This window comes from Flavobacterium sp. Arc3, assembly GCF_041431375.1.
Lineage (GTDB): Bacteria > Bacteroidota > Bacteroidia > Flavobacteriales > Flavobacteriaceae > Flavobacterium.
In genome coordinates this window covers 1-23,459 of the sequence record NZ_JASMRI010000034.1, presented here as the reverse complement: position 1 = coordinate 23,459, position 23,459 = coordinate 1, and the positions used below count along the sequence as shown (strand labels likewise).

Below are 23,459 nucleotides of genomic sequence, written 5' to 3'. Positions count from 1 at the left end.
TTTAAAATAATTAATTACGTAGCGGTTTCCCTTTGGTTAACATAAATTGGATTCTTTCCAATGTTTTTCTTTCTGTACAAAGCGATAAGAAAGCTTCACGTTCCAGATCCAATAAATATTGTTCTGATACTAATGTTGCCTCAGATAAATCACCACCAGCCATTACATAAGCTAGTTTGTTAGCAATCTTCTTATCGTGTTCAGAAATGTATTTTCCAGCTTCCATTTGGTCTGTACCTACTAAGAACATCCCTAGAGCTTGTTTTCCTAATACTTTTACGTCCGTTCTACGGATAGGTTGTGTATAACCAGCTTCGGCCATTAATAAAGCATGTTTCTTTGCTTCAGCAATTTGACGGTCTTTGTTTACCACAATAATATCTTTACCGTGCTGTAAAAGCCCAGTGTCAAAAGCTTCGTAACCTGAAGTTGATACTTTTGCCATAGCGATAGTCAAGAAATATTCTTGCAATACATTAAGCTCCACATCATTTTTATGGAATAAATCTGATGCACGCAATGCTAGTTCTTTAGAACCACCACCACCAGGAATAACACCTACACCAAACTCAACAAGTCCCATATATGTTTCTGCAGCAGCAACAACTTTATCAGCATGCAAACTCATTTCGCATCCACCACCAAAAGTCATTCCGTGTGGTGCTACTACTACTGGAATAGAAGAGTAACGTACACGCATCATTGTATCTTGGAAAGTTTTGATTGCCATATTCAACTCATCATATTCTTGTTCAACGGCCATCATAAAGATCATTCCGATGTTTGCTCCAACAGAGAAGTTTCCTGCTTGATTACCAATAACTAATCCTTGGTATTCTTGTTCGGCTAAGTCAATTGCTTTATTGATGGCTTGTAAAACATCACCACCAATAGTATTCATTTTTGATAAGAACTCTAAGTTGATGATTCCATCACCTAAGTCAGTGATAACACCACCACTGTTGCTCCATATTTTTTTGCTTTCGCGAATGTTGTTCAGGATAATAAAATCATCTTGACCTGGAATTTTAGTTTGTGCTTTTGTAGGAATGTTGTAAAAATTAGTTGCACCATCGTTAACAGTGTAAAAACTTTTATTTCCTGCAGCTAGCATCTCATTTACCCAAGCAGCCGGTTCAAGACCTTCCGCTTTCATAATTGCGATTCCTTTTTCTACTCCAATAGCATCCCAAATTTCGAATGGACCATTTTCCCAACCGAAACCCGCTTTCATAGCGTCGTCAATCTTGTATAGTTCGTCTGAGATTTCAGGTATTCTATTCGATACATAAGCAAACATACCTGCAAAACTTTTGCGGTAAAACTCACCTGCTTTGTCTTTTCCTTTTACTAAAACTTTAAAACGATTGATTGGTTTATCAATAGATTTAGTTAATTCAAGTGTAGCAAATGATGCTTTTTTAGCGGCTCTATATTCTAATGTGTCTAAGTCTAAAGTCAGAATTTCTTTTCCTACTTTTTTGTAGAAACCTTGTCCTGTTTTACTACCTAGCCATTTATTCTCCATCATTTTATTGACGAAATCTGGTAATTTGAATAAGTCGTGTTGTTCATCATTTGGACAGTTTTCATAAATACCGTTCGCAACGTGAGCTAAAGTATCTAATCCTACTACATCTACCGTTCTAAAAGTAGCCGATTTTGGGCGACCGATAACTGGACCAGTCAATTTATCTACTTCTTCGATAGTTAGACCCATTTCTTTAACCAAATGGAATAAACTTTGAATACCATAAATTCCAACGCGGTTTCCGATGAAGGCAGGAGTGTCTTTAGCAACAACCGAAGTTTTTCCTAAAAACTTTTCACCATATATAGTAAGAAAGTCTAAAACCTCAGATGAAGTTTGTGGACCAGGAATAATTTCGAATAATTTTAAGTAACGTGCAGGGTTAAAAAAGTGTGTCCCACAGAAGTGTTTTTGGAAATCTTCAGACCTTCCTTCACTCATAAAGTGAATAGGAATTCCCGAAGTGTTTGAAGTAATCAAAGTACCCGGTTTGCGGTATTTCTCTACTTGTTCAAATACTAATTTTTTGATATCTAATCTTTCTACAACAACCTCGATAATCCAATCAACGTCGGCAATTTTTGCCATATCGTCTGTTGTGTTACCAGTTGTAATTCGGTTAGCGAATTTTTGGCTGTAAATAGGAGAAGGTTTCGATTTTAAGGCATTATTTAAATGCTCATTTACCAGGCGGTTGCGAACAATTTTACTCTCTAATGTCAATCCTTTTTTTTCTTCTACTTCAGTAAGTTCTCTAGGAACGATATCGAGAAGTAAAACTTCGACACCAATATTGGCAAAATGGCAAGCAATTCCCGAACCCATAATTCCGGATCCGATTACTGCAACTTTTTTAATTGTGCGTTTCATTGTCTATTTTTTCAGTTTGATTAAATATATTTTTATTTTGAATTAATTCGTTGATCGTTTCTGAGACTTCAATAAAGTGTTGTAATTTTTCATCCGTAATGTGATTTTTTACGGTTTCATTGAACTTTAATACAGTGTTTTTTGATAAAACTCTTTTTTCTTTACCTAACTCAGTCAAGTAAATTAATACACCACGACCGTCATCGGGATTTTTTTTTCGAATGATTAAACCCTTATCTTCCATTGATTTTAAGGTCCTGGTAAGGCTAGTGGCTTCCATTCCCATTTTAGGACCTAATGATGTAGAAGGAGTACCTTCATTTTTATCCATGCTCAATAATGCAAACCCAGTTGCCATAGTGGCACCATACTTAGAAGCTTCTTCATTGTACATTCTTGAAACGGCTTGCCATGTAGCTCTTAAAATGTAATCTATTGTTTTATCTTTCATATGTAACTATATCGATTTCAAATATAACAAAAAAATACTATGCATGCATAATAAAATCAATTATTTTTATGTTAAAAATTTATTATTGTAAAAAAATATGGTCAGAAAAGGAGGTTGTTTTTAACAAACTGCCAAATTATCGAAGTTCTAGTAAGCGTTTCCGTTTATAGATACTTGCACACTAACTCCTTTTCTTATTGAAATAAGGATATTAAAAGCACTATTTTTATGAATCAGATGCGTATTGGGAATATGAAAAATTACGGTTTTAGATTCTATTCTTAGAACGATAACATGAATTTTAAATATTTAAAACTGATTCATGAATGTTGCAAGCAAAAAAAGATAGTCATGCTGATTAACAATACACACAGTAAATACATGTTTTCGTCATCGGGAAAAATGTATTTCTATGATAACCAACTTAAGAGAAAGTAGCCATTAGCTGTTACAATAACTGAAACAATAAATTTTTTGCTTTCCATAGTTTTAAGTGACTAATTATTAATGTATTAAAAGTATTGAAAAATTTACAATAAATCATTAAAAATTATAAAAAACAGTAAATACGCAATATCTAAAGCTTTTTTAATTAGACAAATAGGAGGGAGTAAATCCTGCAAAACATTCCTAAGAGAGTAGGGTGTACAGCAGTGACTAAAATTTTATTTTATACTTTTTTAAAAGTACCGTTATCCACGTCTTTTAGAAATTTTATAAGGCCGTTAAAATATGTTTTTTGATCATCATACTGTGAAAGGTGACTGCCATTAGGACAAAATAGAAACCGTCCGTTTTGCACTTCGTTGGCAATCCATTTCATATGCTCTGGGTCCATAGTGTCATATTTAGAACCGATTGTCAATGTAGGGACTGTAATTGTTTTTAGTTTGTCTTTTACATCCCAATTTTTTAGTGATGCATTCCCAGTGATACCAAATTCACTGTGTCCTTGCATAAATACATATACATTTGGGTTAATGTGTTTGAAACAGCGGTTAATAGATTCAGGCCATTCTTCTAATGATTTTCTTAGAATGTGTTCTGTGTAATAATATTTGAAAAGAAGTTCGCTGTATTTTGGATTATCATAGTCATCATTTTTCTCCATTTCCTGCAATTCTTTTAGGATTTTAGGATCCATTTGCGGAGCAAGGACTTGTTGGGCATAGGTATTATATTCAGGAATACTGGCCATCATATTAGATATGATTAGACCTTTTAGATTTTTTTGGTACTTTAAGGCATATTCCATAGCAAGTATTCCGCCCCAGGATTGACCTAGAATATAAAAGTTAGAACTGTCTGCTCCTAATGCGATTCGAACTTGTTCCACTTCCTCAACGAAACGTTCGTTAGTCCATAAACTGTTATCGTTAGGTTGCTCACTATAGTACGATCCCAATTGATCATAATAAATATATTCGATGCTTTCATTTGGGAAATAACCGTCGAAACATTCATATAATTCGTGCGTTAATCCTGGTCCACCGTGAAGTAATAATACTTTAATTCTAGGGTTATTCCCCACGGTTTTTGTCCAGACTTTAAAGGTGCCTTTTGGGGTAGTTATTGGAATCATTTTGATGCCTCCCGTATATTGATCTTGCCTTTTAGAATAATCTAAATAATTGGCTTTAATTGGATCTTCTTCTTTCTTTTGCCCGCAATTAGAAAATAATATAATACTTAATATAGAATAAAATAGAATTTTTAATTTCATGGTTACGGTATTTTTTAGTTATGCTTACACAGCAAGATAAGTTGGCGGACCATAGATTTTATCGAATAAATCAATGTATTTTTCCATCACTAATTTTCTTTTTAGTTTTAGTGTAGGTGTCAGCTGACCGCCTTCAATAGACCAAACATCTGGTGTTAGTTCGAATCGTTTGATTTTCTCCCAATTACCAAATTTTTTATTTAAGAAGTCTATTTCTTCCTGAATTCTATCGATTACTTTTTTGTTTGATATTATCTCTTCATTACTTGCTCCTAGCTCTATTTTATGAATAATAGCCCATTCTTTAACGAATTCAAAGTCAGGCTGAATGAAAGCTGCCGGCATTTTTTGTCCGTCACCAATGACCATAATTTCCGCTATGAAACGAGATTGTTTCATGGTGTTTTCAATAAGTTGTGGTGCTATATATTTCCCTCCCGAAGTTTTGAACATTTCTTTCTTACGGTCCGTGATTTTTAAGAAACCATCTTTGTCAAATTCACCTATGTCACCAGTATGGAAATAACCGTCTACGATAACTTCGTTAGTTAATTTCTCATCTTTAAAGTAACCAACCATTACGTTCGGACCTTTGCAAAGGATTTCGCCGTCTTCGGCAATTTTAACATCTACATTATCAATTACTTTTCCAACAGTTCCTACTCTGAAACCTCTGTTTCTCATATCATTTACAGATATAACAGGAGATGTCTCTGTTAAACCATATCCTTCCATCACTGGAATTTCTGCCGCAGCAAAAATGCGCGCTAATCTTGGCTGTAGTGCGGCGCTTCCTGAAACCATTAAATCCAGATTACCACCTAATCCTTCTTTCCATTTGCTGAAAATTAATTTTCGGGCAATTTTAAGCTGCATTTCATACCATAGTCCATTAGCACCATAAGGTTCATATATCAATCCTAGATCAATTGCCCAAAAGAACAATTTCTTTTTTATCCCAGTTAATTCTGCTCCTTTAGCATAGATTTTATCGTATACTTTTTCGATAAGTCTTGGAACAACTGTAATTACTGTAGGTTTTACTTCTTTTATGTTATCACTTATTTTGTCTATAGATTCCCCAAAATAAATCGAAACACCATAATATTGGTGTAAATACAAGATCATTCTTTCAAAAATATGACAAACAGGAAGGAAGCTTAGCGCAGTACTTTTTCCCGCTTCAAATGGTATTCTAAGTGCGCTATTAAGTACATCTGACACAATGTTATTGTGCGAAAGCATAACTCCTTTTGGTCGTCCTGTAGTTCCAGATGTATAAATTATAGTTGCTAAATCATCCGGTTTAACGGAACTTTTACAGGCATCAACCTCGTCTTGATTGCTCTGGTCTTCACCAAGAACGAGTAGTTCTTTCCAGTTTTTACAACCTTCAATAGGGTTAAAAGAATATATTTCTTTCAGGTGAGGAACTTTATCTTTTATTAAGTTTACTTTTTGAAGTATTTCTACGTCAGATACAAAACAATATATTGCTCCTGAGTGGTTCAATATGTATTCATAATCTTCTTCGGTTATTGTTGGGTAGATGGGTACGTTTTGGGCTCCCACTTGAAGAATACCAATATCCATAATATTCCATTCTGTTCTGTTGCTAGAAGAAATAACGGCGATCTTATCGTTTTTTTTAATTCCCATTCGCAAAAGTGCCCTTGAGACTGCATTGGCTTGAGCTATATATTCTTGTGTAGATGTTTTTATCCATACACCGTCCTGCTTCGTATTTAAAGCATCTGGAATTGAAGTATATTTGTCTTGTTGATAATAAGGAAAATCAAAGAGTCTAGTTACTTGAGTCATTATTCGAAGGTTGAATTTTATTGCAAATTAATTAAAAAATGACAATAATTTTGAATTTTAAAAATTAAAATGAAAAAAAATATTCGATATGTGTTTTCTTTTACGAAAACGATTTCTTACTTTGAAGTTTAAAAGCTTGATTATAAGTAAAAAAAAAGAGTTAAGAGTAGTTTTGCTTTAAAAAATAATATTTTAGAACAATTAGAAGTGTTTTTACTTTTACTATGATTTATAGTACAACAAAGCCAAATAGTGCAATAATATAAATACAAACTTAACATCTGATAGGTGTGATTTTTTGTAAAGTAATGGTTTCTAAATTAGCTATATATTTTCTGGTACTGCTCTTTATATAGTTCTTTAATGTTTTTACGTTTTAGTTTTAGTGTAGGAGTCAATTGTCCACCGTCAATTGACCACAAATCTGCAGTCAATTCAAATCGTTTGATTTTTTCCCAATTTCCAAATTTTTCATTTAAATTGTTAATATCCTTTTGTATGCGTTCCAATACTTTTTGATGAACAATATGATCACTATTTGTTTTTCCAATATCAATTTTATGGATGTTTGCCCATTCTTTGAGGAATTCAAAATTAGGTTGAATAAGTGCTGCCGGCATTTTTTGTCCTTCTCCTATGACCAGAATTTGTTCAATAAAACGGGATTGTTTCATTTTGTTTTCTAGTAATTGTGGCGCTATGTATTTGCCTCCTGAAGTTTTGAACATTTCTTTCTTTCGATCCGTGATTTTTAAGAAGCCGTCTTCGTCAATATTCCCAATGTCTCCAGTATGGAAGTAGCCTTCCTTAATCACTTCATTTGTTAATTTTTCATCTTTATAGTAGCCTAACATTACGTTAGGACCCTTACAAAGGATTTCCCCGTCTTCGGCAATTTTTACTTGTACATGCTCAATTACTTTTCCTACGGTTCCTATTCTTAATCCTTTATTATTTAAGTCATTAAATGAAATTGCTGGGGAGGTTTCGGTTAATCCATAACCTTCCAAAATAGGAATGTCTGCTGCCGTAAATACACGAGCTAATCTAGGCTGCAAGGCAGCGCTACCGCTTACAATCAATTCGAGGTTCCCACCTAATCCTTCTTTCCATTTGCTAAAAATTAATTTTCGAGCAATTTTAAGTTGCATTTCATACCATAAACCATTGGCTCCATATGGCTCAAATCGTAATCCTAAATCTATAGCCCAAAAGAAAAGCTTCTTTTTTATTCCGGTTAGTTCCGTTCCTTTTGCGTAGATTTTATCGTATACCTTTTCAAGTAGCCTTGGTACAGCAGTGATTATAGTTGGTTTTACATCTTTTATATTATCGCTGATTTTCTCTATAGATTCCCCAAAATAAATGGAAACACCATGATATTGATATAAATATAAAGCGGTGCGTTCAAAAATATGACAGACAGGCAAGAAGCTTAACGCTTTAGCTTTTCCGGCTGGAAACGGAACTAAGTTAACAATGGCAAGGACATTAGAAACTAGATTGTTATGCGAAAGCATAACCCCTTTTGGTGTTCCAGTGGTTCCAGAGGTATATATAATGGTAGCTAAATCGTAAGGTAGTACTTTTTCTTTTCGTTCTTCTAGTTCATTTTGATTGCTTTGGTCTTCGCCAATAAGAAGCAATTCTGACCAGTTTTTACAACCTGGAATTTCATCGAATGAGTACACTTCTTTTAATGCTGGAACTTTATCTCGTATTGAATTTATTTTTTCAAATATTTCCACATCAGATATAAAACAATAAGTTGCGCCAGAATGATTCAGTATGTAGGCATAATCATCTGCGGAGATTGTGGGGTAGATGGGTACGTTTTGCGCTCCGGTTTGTAAAATACCAATATCCATGATACTCCATTCGGTTCTGTTATTAGTGGAAATTAGGGCAATCTTATCGTCTTTTTTAATGCCCATCATCAAGAGTGCCCTAGAAATAGCATTGGCTTTGGAAATAAATTCTTCAGTTGAAGTTTTTATCCAAACACCATTTTTCTTTGTTGCTAAAGCATCTGCGATTGAAGAATATTGTTCTAGCTGATAATACGGAAAATCAAAAATTCTAGTTACGGCTGTCATCGCATAATATTTAATAGTGATGCAAAATAGTTAAAAAATAAGGATAATTATTATTTTTTTAATAAATTACACACAGGTATCAGCAATATTAAGGCGGCCATAGTTTCTTTGTCTCATCAATTGCAATGAAATATATTTAGGATGGTTTTATTTACTTACTTTCTATTTTCTCTGGATTACAGATTGTTTGAATTAGTCCTGTGGAGCATCTTAATAAGATGACAATGTAGTGCTCTTTTTACGAAGGTATACTTTTCTAAAAGTGGAGTTTTTATAGACCGTTTATGTTTTTCAAATTCAGTATTTGGTTTTGTATAAAAAATCACTAAAAGTGGGTATTGCTGTTAGAATTTATTTCATATAATTTAGCGTCCAAATATTGAAAATAGATGTGGCTTTTATTTAAAGCTATTTAGCAATCTATATTCAGACAGTTTTAAAAGTGTAATTAAAATGTAGTTAGCAATTTAATAATATATAGAATGACGAATTTAGAAAAAATTAGAAAAGTAAATGAATTGCTTATCGAAGTAATTAAAGACGAGGAGTACCAAGTTGAAAGTTCTTTGAGTGGTTTAAAGGATGTCGTTTTAAGCATCGTTGCCGACTATTGGTTAACTATTAGGGAACCTGAAATTTTCATGGCTAATGTCGAAATTGACCTAGATGATTTTTTAGTGGAAGATACATTGGTAGAATAGGAATTTAAGATTCAAATAAGATAGTTTGATTACCATATAAAAGAGTTTAATACTTTTCAGAATAGAGTAGTAAAGAGTAGTTGTATTGTGTAGCTAATAAGAGTGTACAGATAGATAAAGCAGAAAGTATTAAAAAAACTTTCTGCTTTTTTTATGCGCCAAAAGGTATCCACTTTTATTGCTTTTGATAAAAAGACATCGCATTTTAGATTGCTAATCATTATTTATTTAACCTAGTTTAGGTTGTAAATGGTAGGCACGCATAGTATATTTGGTTATATTTGTTTGAATTAAAACTTTAAGTTATGACAAAACCTACTTTGACTTCTCTTTTGAAAATTGATAGACCATTAATAATGGCGCCTATGTTTCTAGTTTCAAATACTAAAATGGTAATTGAAGGAATGAAATCTGGTGTTGCAGGTTGTATTCCTGCCTTAAATTACCGCACACTAGAGGAACTGCGCGATTCCATATTGGAACTTAGGGCAGCTAAAGTACCAGGAGGTAGTTTTGGTTATAATTTGATCGTGAATAAATCGAATATCAAATACAAAGACCAATTAGAAGTTTTGTGTGCTGAAAAAGTAGATTTTATAATTACTTCTTTAGGGTCGCCAGAAGAAACGATTAATGCTGCTCATAAAGTGGGTATTAAAGTTTTTTGTGATGTTACCGATTTGTCTTTTGCCAAAAAGGTAGAAAGCTTAGGTGCTGATGCCATAATTGCTGTTAACAATTTGGCCGGTGGTCATAGAGGATCACAATCTCCAGAGCAATTGATTAAAGAATTAAATGAAAATACGGAATTGCCTGTTATTTCTGCAGGTGGTGTGAGTACTAAAATAGATTTGGATAAAATGTTAAGCTATGGTGCCATAGGTGTATCTGTGGGGAGTCCTTTTATCGCCTCATTAGAGTCCGATGTTTCTGAGGAATACAAACAAGCTTGTGTTGATTATGGTGCCAAGGATATTGTTTTGACTGAAAAAATATCAGGGACACCTTGTACGGTTATTAACACACCTTATATTCAAAAAGTGGGAACGAAACAAACTTGGTTAGAACGCACTTTAAATAAAAATAAAAGCTTGAAAAAGTGGGTAAAAATGATCCGATACATGATGGGATCAAATGCTGTTACTAAAGCTGCTACTGAATTTACCTATAAAACGGTTTGGGTTGCTGGACCAACTATCGAACAGACAACTGCAATACGCCCAGTTTCGGCAATTGTTGATACCTTAACGGTTTAATTTTAGAGAGAAGGGAGAACTTGTAAAATTTCCCTTCGCTAAAAAAAGCATTGGTCAATCAAGCGTTAGTGTGGTAAAGAGGCATCGACTTCCCGTTTTTTTTAATTTTTTATACTGATTTCTATACCTCAAAGCTATCCTGCCACTGTTGATTACTCTTAGGTTATTAAATTATTTATAAGAACGTAAGGCTTCAACATCGCAAATATTCCTTTTAAATCATTTAATTATCATTGTTTACTATTACATTAGATAAGCTATTTATCAGCGAATTTTAGAATAGAATAAAAACTTATTGTATTTCAGGGAGGTAGATATGGAATCTTGTACCAATATTTATAGTGCTTTCTGCTTTTATATACCCATTATGATTCTCAACAATTTTTTTCACAATGGCTAATCCGATCCCAGTTCCAATGTATTTTTCTTTACCACCCAATCTCTGAAACAATTCAAATATTTTGTCACTGTATTCCTGATCAAAACCAATACCATTGTCTGTATAGCAGATGTGGCAATAGTTCTTATCTTCATCCAATGCAATAGTATCAAATTGACTTCCTTGATCAATCACACAGGAAATAGTGATGTATGGTGCAACATCAAGTTTAGCAAATTTCAATGAATTACTGATTAGGTTTTGAAGTAACTGTCTAATCTGAAAAGGAATGATTTTTAATTCACATGTATTTCCTATTTCGATAATCCCTTTACTCTGTTCTAATTCTTCAAACAAATCACTAGTGGTCTCAGCTATAATATTATTTAATGATGCTAATTCGAATTTCTTTTCGTGATTACTAGTACGTGAATAAGCAAGTAAATCTTGAATTAATGTTTGCATCCTATTAGCAGATGTTTGAATTTTGTAAAAATAATCAATTGCAAAATCAGAAAGATTGTTTTTTTCTTTGTCGATAATTCTTGAAGCAAAGATTTGAATTTTTCGGAGTGGTTCTTGTAAATCATGACTTGAAATGTAGGCGAAAGATTGTAGCTCTTTATTCATTTTTTCCAAATCAATATTCTTTTGTTTTAGCTCAGCTGTTCTTTCAGAAACTTGTTTCTCTAATTCATTGGCAAACATTTTTTGGTCTTGAATATCAGTACTGGTTCCTACCCACATTTGAATCTTTCCATTTTCATCTCTTTGAGGGGTCGCCCGGCTTAATTGCCAGCGATATTCTCCATTAAATTTTCTAAAACGATGTTCTACTAAAAAATCCTTACCACTTGTAATTGAATTGATCCATTCTTCAATATTTTTTTCTCTGTCATCAAGATGTACAATCTTAATCCATCCTTCTTCTAAAATCTCCTCTAATGTACTGCCAGTAAAATCAAAAACGGACTGGTTAAAATAGTTCAGATTTCCGGAAGGGTCTGATGTCCAAACAAACTGCGGCATAGAATCAGCTAGCAATCTGAATTTTTGTTCTCTTTCCAATAATTGTTGTTGAATGAAACGTTCTTCAGAAATATCGCGGATTGTTCCAAGAATTTCAAAAGGTTCATTGTCAGAATCGAAAAAAACTTTACCTTTTAATTCGGCCCAATGAATCGTATTATCTTCCCAAATGATTCGAGCTACATAGTATAAAAACCCGGTTATGTATGACCTTTCAAAAGCTTCTTTTCTAATTTGTAAATCCTCTGGATGAAAATTTTTAAGCAATTGATCATGAGCTAAATCCCTTTTCTCTTTGTAACCAAGAATTTCTATACAGCGATCAGAACAGTTTGAAACATTTGTCTTTAAGTTGTACTCCCATATTCCTAATTCACTGGCATTTATGACAATATTTAATTTTTCTTCATTAGCTTCAACTATCTGTCTTGCAATCACTTGTTCGCTGACGTCAAAACCTACAGCCATAATTCCATTTACTTTTCCGTTACTGTCATAAAGCGGTTCGTAAGAAATATTGATGTAAACAGTTTCTAATTCTGATTCTCTTAATAATTTAAGAGGGAGTTCGGTGGCTGAAAACGGACAGTCATTTTGATAGACATCATAAAGTACATCGGCAATACCTTGAGTAGATAACTCTGGCATCGCTTTTAAGAGGGGTTTGTTTAGAATTTCAATTTCAGTTCGTCCCCATAACTCCAGCGCTTTCTCATTAGCAATTTCGACAATGAGGTCAGGTCCTCTAAAAATAGCCATCGCCACAGGTGCCTGAACAATTAGCTGTCTTAGGTTAGCTTCACTAGTTTTTATTTTTTCTTCATATTTTTTACGTTCAGTGATATTAGGACTGACTGTAGCAAGTCCTATTACTTGATCTGTTACGGTATCTTTTATTCTGATTCCGTTCCAATGAATCCAAAAAGGGATACCTGTTTTTTCGTTCCAAAATTGAACTTCATTATATTCTGTTTCACTACGTAATAGCTGTGGAATTTTTTTTTCAGCATATATTCTATCTTGTGGATATATGCAATCCATCATAGTTCTTCCTTCATAAGATTCCCATCCTAGCATTTTTAGACCTGCAGGATTGATAAATTGTACCGTTGAGTCTATTCCGGTTAAACCAATATATTCTTCACTTGCTTCAATAATAGCAATTAATTTTTGTTTTTCTTTTTCGGCAAGTGATTTTTCTGTGATATCTTGAACAGTGCCGTTGAATCGAATAGCGGCCTTGTCTTCATTAAACCAAACTCTTCCTTTTACTCTAACTACTCTTTCTTCTCTTGTTACGTAATTTTGTAATGTATATTCAATGTCAAATTTTCCTCCTGAGTCATATTGCAATGCCCTTTCAATTGCATCTACTACTCTTTTTCGGTCTTTTTCAATAATTGCATTAATTGCTGAAGAAATATCAACTTCAGACTCGCTAGAAAAACCAAATAACTCTTTTAGACGTGTATTTGCTGTAAATTTATTAGTAGTAGGATTCAAGTCAAAAGTTCCTAATTCAGTTGCCTCAATTGCAAATTGTAACTGATCATTACTCTCTTTTAAGTCTTTTTGATACTTTGTTTTAACAGTAGTTTCAACTACGGTAACCAGAACACCGCCTACCTCACCATCATCAATTCTAATAGGGCTATACGAAAAATCAAAATAACAATCCTCTAAAACGCCATTTCTGTATAATTGAAATAACATATCTGGGTGCCTTACAGCCCTCCCTTTTAAAACCTTATCAAACATTGGTTCAGCAATCGTCCATACCTCATTGAAGGTTTCTTTTGTTTCATTCCCTAAGGCATGTGGATGCTTACTTGACCCTAATATTGGTATATAATTGTCATTGTAGATTTGTATGTATTCTTTTCCCCAAGCAATTAACATGGGAAAAGGATTCTCGAGCATAACTGCAACCATTACCTGTAGGCTTTTAGGCCACTGATCTGGTACTCCCAATACGGTGTTAGTCCAGTCTTTTTCCCTCATTAATTTACCCATCTCTCCACCATTGGAAAGAAAGTTGTAGCTTTTATTGTTAAATGGCATTTGATTGGGGAATTAAGTATAATTTGCAAAAATGAAATTGAATAAGATTAGTATAAAAAAAGAAGCTTTTAATCTTAGAATTTATTGTCTTAATTTTTCTTTTAATATGGGATAGATTGATTTTTGTTTGGTTCTTAAAGTGTTTTTTATAAACCAACAAAATAGCATCTTTAAAATTATAAAGAGCTAATTTTATATTCAACAGAAAGTGATTTAAATCAGCTATGAAAATCATTTTGTACTGCATATTCGGGATTAAATCAAATTTATATTTTTTTTTAATCTTTCCTTTTAGCAAATGATTTACAATTGTCTCATGGAATAGATGTAATAATAAATTATTCAAAAATATTAAATTAAAACTATATTTTGAATAAAATAATAGATGTTTGATTAAATTAATGAGGCAATTATTTTTTTAGGAATAAAACTAAAGTATGATGCCAAAATGCGGTAAGCTGAAGTTTCTTAATATAATAATGATTCGTCTTACTTTGAAGTTGTAAAAACTTTGAGGTAATTTTTTATTCTAAATTTCGCGCTTTTAATTCTTTTTGTATTTCGTTTTCTAAAAGCTTATTGTTTGTTGAATTTCTAATAATTACATAGGTAATAATTAAAGGAAAGAAAGTAAAAAAACCAAAACCATTTTTTACTGCACTGTAACATACAATTCCAATAGTAACTCCAATAATTGTAGCGTCAATTATTTTATTGTTTTTTACTTTTTTCATTTTCTCCAAAAGTTTTTGGTCATTTAATTCTGTTAAGTTTTCAGGTTTCATTAATCTAATTTTATTTTTAAGTTGCTGCTTGTGTTACTCTTAAATTTCTACAAACCTTTTAATCTATTGCGTTTTGTATTTTATTGATCTCCTATTTTGAAAATGGTCGTTTTACCAACTACTAAAATATACTAATTAACTTTACAAATTATTTTATTGGGTAAATAATCTGAACAGTGCATAGCTTGTTTGAAGTGCGTGAAGGATAGCAGCGAAAATCCTCCCGATTTTTTTTTCGGGAGATTGTAGCGAATAGCCTGACCCTTGCGGTCACGCCCAAAATAATTTAAATAGACTCCACAAAAAAAGCGCTCTCTTTCGAGAACGCTTTATATATAAAAAAATCACTACAATTTATTTTTTGTCAATCCATTTTTTAGCATTTACAAAGGCTTCGTGCCAAGGCGAAACTTCATCGTTTCTATCCTTTGGATAATGTGCCCAGTTCCACTGGAAAGTAGAACGCTCAATGTGTGGCATCATTACTAGGTGACGACCCGTTGTATCGCAAAGCATGGCTGTGTTAAAATCAGAACCATTTGGGTTTGCTGGATATCCTTCATAACCGTATTTAGCAACGATATTATAATTTTCTTCGCCCATTGGTAAGTTGAATTTTCCTTCTCCATGTGAAACCCAAACTCCTAATGTGCTTCCTGCTAATGTAGACAGCATCACTGATTTGTTATCCTGTACCGTTACTGAAGTAAAGATACTTTCGTGTTTGTGGCTTTCGTTGTGTAACATTTTTCCGTGAACTTCGTGCTCTGGATTGATTACTTCGAGTTCCATAAACAACTGACAACCGTTACAAATTCCTACTGATAAAGTATCTTCACGTTTGAAGAAGTTTTTCAAGGCAGTATTTGCTTTTTCATTGTATTTAAAAGCGCCCGCCCAACCTTTGGCAGAACCCAATACGTCTGAGTTAGAGAAACCTCCCACAGCTCCTATGAACTGAATGTCTTCTAATGTCTCACGACCTGAAATCAAATCAGTCATGTGAACATCTTTTACATCAAAACCGGCTAGGTACATGGCGTTTGCCATTTCGCGTTCTGAGTTACTTCCTTTTTCACGGATAATTGCCGCTTTTGGTCTCGCGACTCCGCTCGAGATGACAGGTTTTTTTCCTGTGAAATGGGTTGGGAAAGTATAGTTTAACGCTTGGTTTTTGTAATTGTCAAAACGCGCTTGCGCCATTCCATTTTTAGATTGTTTTTGGTCTAATAAAAACGATGTTTTAAACCAAATGTCTCTGTATTTAGCGATGTCTAATTTGCAAGGACCAAAGTCTAAAGTAGCTTCGGTAGTTACCGTTCCCATTTTGTAGAAAGCGACATTGTTTGCGTTTAGTTTGCTTTCTAATGCAGCATCGTCTTTTGCTTGGAAAACGATTCCGATGTTCTCAGCAAACAGATATTTGATGATATCTTTCTCTTCAAAAACAGAGAAGTTTATTTTAGCTCCTAAATTATTATCAGCAAAACACATTTCCAGTAGGGTAGTGATCAAGCCACCACTTCCTATGTCGTGTCCAGCAAGAATATTGTCTTCTAGGATTAATTCCTGCATCGTATTGAAGGCTCTTTTGAAGAAAGCTGCATCTTTAATCGTTGGTGCCTCTTTCCCAATCGTGTTCAACGTTTGTGCAAGCGAAGAACCACCTAGTTTGTATTCATCTTGCGATAAATTGATATAATAGATAGAACCACCATCTCTTTTTAAAACGGGTTCTACCACTTTTCTAATGTCAGTACAATTTCCACCTGCTGAAATAATAACCGTTCCTGGCGCAATTACTTCTTCATTTGGATATTTTTGTTTCATCGAAAGTGAATCTTTTCCTGTTGGAATATTGATCCCTAATTCGATTGCAAAATTCGAACAACTTTCTACGGCAGCGTACAAACGAGCATCTTCTCCTTCGTTTTTACAAGCCCACATCCAGTTAGCCGAAAGTGAAATTCCGTTCAAACCATCTTTTATTGGTGCCCAAACGATATTTGATAAAGCCTCAGCAATAGCAGTTCTACTTCCTGCAACAGGGTCAAGTAAGGCCGCTACAGGCGAATGCCCTATAGAAGTTGCAATTCCTTCTTTCCCGTTGTAATCTAAAGCCATTACACCACAATTATTCAATGGCAATTGCAATGGTCCTGCAGTTTGTTGTTTGGCTACTTTTCCACCTACACAACGGTCCACTTTATTTGTCAACCAGTCTTTACAAGCCACAGCTTCCAGTTGAAGCACCTGTTCCAGATAGGTTGATATGTTTTTTACGTTATAGTCTAAATCAGCATATTTTCTGTCGATCGTTGTATCGGTCATAACTACTTTTGGCGAACTTCCAAAAAAGTCTTCCAAAGCAAAATCCATTGGTTTAGCACCTGTAGTTTTTGATTCGAAAGTAAAACGATGGTCTCCAGTTACGTCACCTACTTGGTACATAGGAGCGCGCTCTCTATCAGCAATTTTTTGTAAGGTGTCAATGTCTTTCTGACCAATAACTAATCCCATTCTTTCTTGAGATTCGTTACCGATAATCTCTTTCGCCGAAAGGGTAGGGTCACCCACAGGCAATTTGTCTAAATCAATTAAACCTCCTGTGTCTTCCACTAATTCTGAAAGACAGTTTAAGTGTCCTCCAGCTCCGTGATCGTGAATAGATACGATTGGATTTTCATTGCTTTCTACCAATCCACGAATGGCATTGGCAACTCTTTTTTGCATTTCTGGATTCGAACGTTGGATTGCATTTAACTCGATACCAGAACTAAAAGCGCCTGTATCTGCAGAAGAAACTGCAGCTCCACCCATTCCGATTCTATAATTTTCTCCACCTAGGATAACGATTTTGTCTCCTGTTTGCGGTGTTTTTTTAATGGCTTGCTCTAATTTTCCGTAACCAATTCCACCCGCTTGCATAATCACTTTGTCGAAACCTAATTTACGGGCATCTTCTTCGTGTTCGAAAGTAAGGACAGAACCTGTAATAAGCGGTTGTCCGAATTTGTTTCCAAAATCAGAAGCACCGTTAGAGGCTTTTATTAAGATATCCATTGGTGTTTGGTACAACCATTTTCTTTCGGCCATTCCATTTTCCCATGGTCTGTTACCCTGAGCGGAGTCGAACTGGGCTTCTAGACGAGAATAAGAAGTCATGTAAACTGCCGTTCCTGCCATAGGCAATGAACCTTGTCCACCCGCTAGACGGTCTCTAATTTCTCCACCTGAACCAGTTGCAGCACCGTTGAAAGGCTCCACTGTAGTTGGGAAATTATGTGTTTCTGCTTTTAAGGAAATAACTGAATCAAATTCTGTTACTTGATAGAAATCAGGTTTGTCTGCGCTTTTTGGAGCAAATTGTTCTACACGAGGCCCTTTTACAAAAGCCACATTGTCTTTGTATGCTGAAACGATGTCGTTAGGATTTTCTAATGATGTTTTCTTAATCATTTTGAATAAAGAAGATTCTTTTTCTACGCCATCGATAACAAATTTTCCATTGAAAATCTTGTGACGACAGTGCTCTGAATTAGCTTGTGAGAAACCAAATATTTCAGAATCAGTTAGTTTTCTACCTAATTTAACGGCTAAATTATCTAGGTACTCTACTTCTTCTGGGCTTAAAGACAATCCTTCTTGCTTGTTGTATGCCGCAATATCATCAATATCCAAAATTGCTTCTGGTGCGATATCGATGGTAAAAATAGTTTGATTTAACTCGGAGTATTTTTGCGAAAGCATTGGGTCAAAATCTTCAGCATCAGCTGTAGTATAATGAAACTCCTCAATTCTGATGATTCCTGAAATTGCCATATTTTGGGTAATTTCAACAGCATTAGTACTCCAAGGAGTTACCATAGCGGCACGGGGACCAACAAAAAAATCCGTCAGTACGGATTTTTCGATTTTATTTGAGTCGGCAAAAAGCCAGTTTAATTTTGAAATGTCTTGAGCCGAAATTTCGCCTTGCGTTTGTACTGCAAAAATTGCTTTGCTTTGGTTTTCAAAGAAATGGATCATTGTTGTTTAGTTTGTTGTATTGCGGTGCAAATTTAGTCAATTTTGAGCAAAGATAAAATAAAAAAAATGTGTTCTTTAACTGCTGTAAAAATTGAGGATTAGCTCTGAAAGAAAGGCCAAATTGCGCTTTATAGATTAGCTTAAGATTGTAATATTAGCCTATGAAAGCCTATGAAAATAAGACAAGGACCAAATGAACCGTACTTATGGATAATGAATACTAGCTTTTAAATCGATTTTACTTTTAACCGCTTCGACTGTAGTTCTATAGAAAGAGAATTAAGCTGTTCCAGTTTATTTAGGAAATTCCATATTCTGATACGCTCCTAAGTCTGGAGGTGTCGTTCTTGTGTTTCCTAAAATATCTAGGGGAATTAGATAGGCTGAATTCCCTTTTGCGAAAGCGCCAGAAGTTTCGTCAATATTTAATTTATTCAAGTTTAAATTGAAAAATTTCGGACTTTGATTTAGTATAATTGCTGAATAATGGGAGGCATCTGTCGTGAATTGATAATCTGGATTTGTAGATGTAGCATCATATTTTATCAAGCAATTGTTGAATTGATAGTTAAATGCGGCGGTTGTTTTTTTTGTCAAACTTAATTCATTCGAATAGGAACCATAAATAATGCAATTGTTAAAAGTAGCTTGTGTCAGGTCTTTTACTTCGGGTGTTGCACCTGCAATGAAATTGTCTATTGAAACAGCCACTTGTGATGAACTGTTCCAGTTATTGTTAAACGTAGAATGAGTGAAATTGTAGTTTCCGCCATAGGAGCAAGCTAAGCTTGCAAGACCTGCAGAGTTAATTACAATATTTTCGCCAGTGATTTTTGCCGTTTGGGCTAAGATTCCATAATTAGAGGAATCATAAATTTGGGTGTTTTTAATAGAGACTGTAGTTCCGTCGTTGTTTTGAATCAGTAAACCAATGGTGGCATTTTTAATAGTTAAATGGTCTATGGTATTATTAGTACTGCCATCTGTAAGCCAGATCGTTCCCCATTGGCCGGGAACATCAGAATAATCTGGTTCTAGTCGGTCGCCTTCAAAAACAACTTCATTTTCTAACAGAGGGGAATTCGATTTGGATCCATTGATGTTTATTGAGGCATTATTACTTACGATAAGTCCGGAGTTAGCATGGAAATGAACACGAGAGCCTGCATTAAAAACGGCTTTTTTTCCTGTGGGAACAGCGGCATAACCATAAATTACATACGGTTTTTGACTTGTAAATACGAGCTCGTTTCCATTTATGGGGTCATTTTCATCTAAATAGAAACCATAAATTTTTCCGTCACCTAGCGGAAGCGTTTCAGTAGTGCCATCTGCAAAACGTTTTGGATATAAGAAAACGGCATCTTGGATCAGCGTAACCAATTCTACTTTTTGTAAATTTGTTCCTGCATCAAATTCAATTTGGTCAGTATATAGAAAATCGGTTGGGTTTGCATCGGTAATGGGTGCAGTTGTTTCTATAAATATATAAAGACTATCTTTTGCAAGAAGGTCAACATTGGTAAACGATTTTCCTTCGCTTCCCTGCATTCCGTCCACGGTCATGCGATATTTAGAATTTAATCCTTTAGCCAGATGTATCGTTGGGATAGTAATGTCCTTTTTACTTTTATTGTAGACTTTTAGTCTGTACGTAGTGGAACCTATATTTGTAAAAACGGTATCCAAGTAGATCGTGTCTTTTGAAAAAGCTAAATCTCCCGTACTTGCAACCGTTTCAAAATCAGAGCGACAAGAATAAATGGATAATAATAACCCGATAAAAAGCAATAGTGAGAGAGGACGCATTTCGTTTGATTTGGTGTAAAAATAAGAAAAAACTAATTTGATTGTTCACGATTTTTAGATTAGAATTTGTTGTGTCTCTTTCTTTATGGAAAACAATAAAGACTTTCTATAACAATGGAAGAAGAAAAATACCAACGAATACCTTAGTAAAACTAAATTGTTCTTACTGGGTTAGATTAAAAATCACTATTTTTAAATTCAATACTAGTAACTTGATTTATGTTGTGAACAGATGCTAATTCTATGCTAAAGATTGTTTTTACTATTTTGTTTCTCCTCTTTTGTATAAATTTACATTCTATAAAATAAAATTCATGACATTCGATAAAGAAAAAATACTAGAATACTGTAATCGTATTTCCAAAAATACGTTAATGGCAACCTTAAATATTACGTATATTGATGCTGGCGAAGGATTTTTAACAGCAACAATGCCTGTAAATCCAACGGTTCATCAGCCTATGGGATTGTTGCACGGTGGCGCCTCAGTAGCCTTGGCGGAAAGTGTAGGTAGTGCGGCTTCCTTTTTATTTATCAATCCTGAGCTCAGCGAAGTACGTGGAATTGAGATTTCGGCAAATCATTTAAAGGCAAAACGCAATGGGTTAGTAACTGCGACGGCAAGGATTATTCATAAAGGGCGAAGCATCCATCTCTGGGAAATACGCATTACTGATGAAAATGATGCTCTCATTTCACTTTGCAAATTGACCAATATGGTTTTGCCTAAACGAAAGACAAAAGAAGAATAAGGGGGGCTTTTTTATTAATTAAACTTCGGTTTACAATAAAGTAAATATGATTGATTTTTTTATCAAAGTAAAACAACAAGAATCGCAAAAATTACCTTTTGTACTTTACAAAAAGCCTGATAATATTAAAGTAGTTGGGTATTTTCAGAAAAATGATCATTTGTATTTTGCAGAAAATTTTGACGAAGCCGGTTTTGTTTTTGCTCCTTTTGAAGGTAGCCAAATGATACTGATTCCATTTGATCAGTCGATTAAATGGAGTGAAATGATACCTTCTGGCGAAGAAACTCCTGCTTCTGATTTTATGGAATCTGAAAATAAACAAAGTCAAGAACATTTTGAATCTCTGGTTCAAAAAGGAATTGACGCGATAGAGGAGGGGATTTTCAAAAAGGTTGTGGTATCAAGGAAAGAAACCATTGACTTGGTAAATTTTGATTTGGTTTCTGTGTTTGAAAAATTGATTCAAACCTATCCAAATGCTTTTTGTTATTGTTGGTTTCACCCAAAAATAGGTTTGTGGATCGGAGCGACACCAGAACGATTGCTTAAAGCTGATGATAAGAAGTTTTCTACTATGGCATTAGCAGGAACGCAAAAGATTACGGGTTCGGCAGAAGCAATCTGGGAGCAAAAGGAAATAGAAGAACAGCAGTTCGTCACTGACTTTATTTTAAATAATCTAAAAGGCCTGACTTCTGAAGTTTCGATCTCAAGTCCTTATGCCTTAAAAGCAGGTGCGCTACTTCATATTAAAACAGATATTGAAGGAGTATTAAACGATAATTCAAATTTGAAACAAGTAATTTCTGTTCTGCATCCTACTCCCGCTGTCTGTGGATTACCTAAACAGCAAGCAAAGGATTTCATTTTGCAAAATGAAGGCTATGATAGGGAATATTATAGTGGCTTTTTGGGAGAATTAAACAAAGAAGGATTTAATAAAGCCACTCTGAAATCTGATTTGTATGTGAATTTACGATGTATGAAAATCAAGGACAATCAAGCAAACTTGTTCATGGGTTGTGGAATTACAAAAGATAGCAATCCAGAAAAAGAGTGGAAGGAGAGCGTCAATAAATCAATGACGATGAAAAGAGTGTTGTAAGAAGAGGAAAGAATAAAGAGGAAAGAATAAAGAATAAAGAGAAAAGAAGTAAAAAAAGATATAAAAAACATAAAAATGAAATTAGACATATTAGCTTTTGGAGCTCATCCAGATGATGTGGAATTAGGATGTTCTGGAACCATTTTAAAAGAAATATCCTTAGGGAAAACAGTTGGGATTATTGATTTGACCCATGGCGAACTTGGGACTAGAGGTTCAGCTGCAATTAGGGATGAGGAAGCAAATGCTGCCGCAAAAATTCTAGGGGTTTCTGTTAGGGAAAATCTGGGGATGCGCGACGGTTTTTTTGTTAACGATGAGAAGCACCAATTGGAGGTAATAAAAATGATTAGGAAGTACAGACCCGAGATTGTATTGTGTAATGCTATTGATGATCGTCATATTGATCACGGAAAAGGGAGTAAGTTAGTTTCTGACTCTTGTTTTTTATCTGGACTGAGGAAGATAGAGACGGAACTAGACGGAGAGCAGCAAGTGGCATGGAGACCTAAGGTCGTTTACCACTATATTCAATGGAAAAACATTGAACCAGACTTTGTCGTGGATATTACAGGATTTACGGATAGAAAAATTGAGTCGATATTGGCTTATGGTTCTCAGTTTTATGATAAGGATTCTAAAGAACCGGAGTCGCCAATTAGCTCTAAAAACTTCTTTGAAAGCCTAAATTACCGCTCGAAAGACCTAGGTAGACTTGCAGGCGTAGATTATGCAGAAGGTTTTACGGTTGAAAGATATTTGGCAGTCAATAGTTTAGGGGATTTGATGTAAATTTCATGTAATTTTTTGAAAAAATTATTTGCAAAAGTGAACTTATGTTGTATCTTTGCCACCGCTAAGCATTATGGTGGTTGTAGCTCAGTTGGTTAGAGCATCGGTTTGTGGTACCGAGGGTCGCGGGTTCGAGCCCCGTCTTCCACCCAAAAGGCAAAAGCCTCGAAGAAATTCGAGGCTTTTTTTGGATCAGGAACAAAAGTTGGGGACTAGGCAAATAATTTAGTTAATCTAAAGAGGAAGAAGTCTACTTTTCTTACTCC

General features: G+C 34.4%; 14 protein-coding genes and 1 tRNA gene. 6 read left to right on the top strand and 9 right to left on the bottom strand.

Annotation, left to right across the window (positions count from 1 at the left end; all coding sequences use genetic code 11):
* Positions 1 to 10: 10 nt before the first annotated feature.
* From QO200_RS17925 to QO200_RS17905, 5 genes are all read right to left on the bottom strand, one after another.
* Positions 11 to 2,401, bottom strand: a complete 2,391-nt coding sequence (locus QO200_RS17925; RefSeq protein WP_371542988.1) for a 3-hydroxyacyl-CoA dehydrogenase NAD-binding domain-containing protein — start codon at positions 2,399 to 2,401, stop codon at positions 11 to 13.
* Positions 2,385 to 2,852 carry a MarR family winged helix-turn-helix transcriptional regulator gene (locus QO200_RS17920; RefSeq protein WP_371542985.1) on the bottom strand — a complete coding sequence of 156 codons (468 nt, stop codon included), beginning with the start codon at positions 2,850 to 2,852 and terminating at the stop codon, positions 2,385 to 2,387. The genes QO200_RS17925 and QO200_RS17920 overlap by 17 nt, the downstream gene beginning before the upstream one ends.
* 670 nt (positions 2,853 to 3,522) lie before the next feature.
* The gene (locus tag QO200_RS17915) at positions 3,523 to 4,575 is read right to left on the bottom strand and encodes a proline iminopeptidase-family hydrolase (RefSeq protein WP_371542983.1); all 1,053 of its coding nucleotides are present in this window, start codon (positions 4,573 to 4,575) and stop codon (positions 3,523 to 3,525) included.
* Positions 4,576 to 4,599: 24 nt separating this feature from the next.
* A complete protein-coding gene (locus QO200_RS17910; RefSeq protein WP_371542981.1) occupies positions 4,600 to 6,396 on the bottom strand; it encodes a long-chain fatty acid--CoA ligase in 1,797 nt (598 codons plus the stop codon).
* Between the two features lie 320 nt (positions 6,397 to 6,716).
* A complete protein-coding gene (locus QO200_RS17905) occupies positions 6,717 to 8,492 on the bottom strand; it encodes a long-chain fatty acid--CoA ligase (RefSeq protein ID WP_371542978.1) in 1,776 nt (591 codons plus the stop codon).
* A gap of 482 nt (positions 8,493 to 8,974) precedes the next feature.
* Here QO200_RS17905 and QO200_RS17900 point away from each other — a divergent pair, with 482 nt between their 5' ends.
* On the top strand, positions 8,975 to 9,193 hold the full coding sequence (locus QO200_RS17900) for a hypothetical protein (protein ID WP_371542977.1): 219 nt from the start codon (positions 8,975 to 8,977) through the stop codon (positions 9,191 to 9,193).
* Positions 9,194 to 9,498: 305 nt separating this feature from the next.
* A complete protein-coding gene (locus tag QO200_RS17895; RefSeq protein ID WP_371542974.1) occupies positions 9,499 to 10,449 on the top strand; it encodes an NAD(P)H-dependent flavin oxidoreductase in 951 nt (316 codons plus the stop codon).
* 292 nt (positions 10,450 to 10,741) lie between these two features.
* Here QO200_RS17895 and QO200_RS17890 read toward each other — a convergent pair whose 3' ends face one another.
* The 4 genes from QO200_RS17890 to QO200_RS17875 all read right to left on the bottom strand — a co-directional run bounded on the left by QO200_RS17890 (position 10,742) and on the right by QO200_RS17875 (position 20,541).
* Positions 10,742 to 13,918: a PAS domain S-box protein gene (locus tag QO200_RS17890; RefSeq protein WP_371542971.1), complete on the bottom strand. Its 3,177-nt coding sequence runs from the start codon at positions 13,916 to 13,918 to the stop codon at positions 10,742 to 10,744.
* A 524-nt stretch (positions 13,919 to 14,442) separates the two neighbouring features.
* Complete coding sequence (locus tag QO200_RS17885) at positions 14,443 to 14,703, bottom strand: hypothetical protein (protein ID WP_371542968.1); 261 nt, start codon at positions 14,701 to 14,703, stop codon at positions 14,443 to 14,445.
* A gap of 354 nt (positions 14,704 to 15,057) precedes the next feature.
* A complete protein-coding gene (gene purL / locus QO200_RS17880) occupies positions 15,058 to 18,732 on the bottom strand; it encodes a phosphoribosylformylglycinamidine synthase (protein WP_371542965.1) in 3,675 nt (1,224 codons plus the stop codon).
* A 294-nt stretch (positions 18,733 to 19,026) separates the two neighbouring features.
* Positions 19,027 to 20,541, bottom strand: coding sequence for a hypothetical protein (locus QO200_RS17875; RefSeq protein ID WP_371542962.1), 1,515 nt, complete (start codon positions 20,539 to 20,541; stop codon positions 19,027 to 19,029).
* A 314-nt stretch (positions 20,542 to 20,855) separates the two neighbouring features.
* Between QO200_RS17875 and QO200_RS17870 the strand changes: the two genes are divergently transcribed.
* The 4 genes from QO200_RS17870 (at position 20,856) to QO200_RS17855 (ending at position 23,344) form a co-directional block, all read left to right on the top strand.
* Positions 20,856 to 21,293 (top strand): PaaI family thioesterase, encoded by a 438-nt coding sequence (locus QO200_RS17870; protein WP_371542959.1) that lies wholly within the window; start codon positions 20,856 to 20,858, stop codon positions 21,291 to 21,293.
* Positions 21,294 to 21,339: 46 nt separating this feature from the next.
* The gene (locus QO200_RS17865; RefSeq protein ID WP_371542957.1) at positions 21,340 to 22,401 is read left to right on the top strand and encodes an isochorismate synthase; all 1,062 of its coding nucleotides are present in this window, start codon (positions 21,340 to 21,342) and stop codon (positions 22,399 to 22,401) included.
* A gap of 75 nt (positions 22,402 to 22,476) precedes the next feature.
* Positions 22,477 to 23,193: a bacillithiol biosynthesis deacetylase BshB1 gene (bshB1, locus tag QO200_RS17860; protein WP_371542954.1), complete on the top strand. Its 717-nt coding sequence runs from the start codon at positions 22,477 to 22,479 to the stop codon at positions 23,191 to 23,193.
* A gap of 75 nt (positions 23,194 to 23,268) precedes the next feature.
* Positions 23,269 to 23,344, top strand: a tRNA-His gene (locus tag QO200_RS17855).
* Positions 23,345 to 23,459 lie beyond the last annotated feature (115 nt).

Bases quoted from the DNA above. Each gene is read 5' to 3' on its own strand.
- QO200_RS17925 (WP_371542988.1), bottom strand. From the start codon at position 2,401: ATGAAACGCACAATTAAAAAAGTTGCAGTAATCGGATCCGGAATTATG.
- QO200_RS17920 (WP_371542985.1), bottom strand. From the start codon at position 2,852: ATGAAAGATAAAACAATAGATTACATTTTAAGAGCTACATGGCAAGCC.
- QO200_RS17915 (WP_371542983.1), bottom strand. From the start codon at position 4,575: ATGAAATTAAAAATTCTATTTTATTCTATATTAAGTATTATATTATTT.
- QO200_RS17910 (WP_371542981.1), bottom strand. From the start codon at position 6,396: ATGACTCAAGTAACTAGACTCTTTGATTTTCCTTATTATCAACAAGAC.
- QO200_RS17905 (WP_371542978.1), bottom strand. From the start codon at position 8,492: ATGACAGCCGTAACTAGAATTTTTGATTTTCCGTATTATCAGCTAGAA.
- QO200_RS17900 (WP_371542977.1), top strand. From the start codon at position 8,975: ATGACGAATTTAGAAAAAATTAGAAAAGTAAATGAATTGCTTATCGAA.
- QO200_RS17895 (WP_371542974.1), top strand. From the start codon at position 9,499: ATGACAAAACCTACTTTGACTTCTCTTTTGAAAATTGATAGACCATTA.
- QO200_RS17890 (WP_371542971.1), bottom strand. From the start codon at position 13,918: ATGCCATTTAACAATAAAAGCTACAACTTTCTTTCCAATGGTGGAGAG.
- QO200_RS17885 (WP_371542968.1), bottom strand. From the start codon at position 14,703: ATGAAACCTGAAAACTTAACAGAATTAAATGACCAAAAACTTTTGGAG.
- purL (WP_371542965.1), bottom strand. From the start codon at position 18,732: ATGATCCATTTCTTTGAAAACCAAAGCAAAGCAATTTTTGCAGTACAA.
- QO200_RS17875 (WP_371542962.1), bottom strand. From the start codon at position 20,541: ATGCGTCCTCTCTCACTATTGCTTTTTATCGGGTTATTATTATCCATT.
- QO200_RS17870 (WP_371542959.1), top strand. From the start codon at position 20,856: ATGACATTCGATAAAGAAAAAATACTAGAATACTGTAATCGTATTTCC.
- QO200_RS17865 (WP_371542957.1), top strand. From the start codon at position 21,340: ATGATTGATTTTTTTATCAAAGTAAAACAACAAGAATCGCAAAAATTA.
- bshB1 (WP_371542954.1), top strand. From the start codon at position 22,477: ATGAAATTAGACATATTAGCTTTTGGAGCTCATCCAGATGATGTGGAA.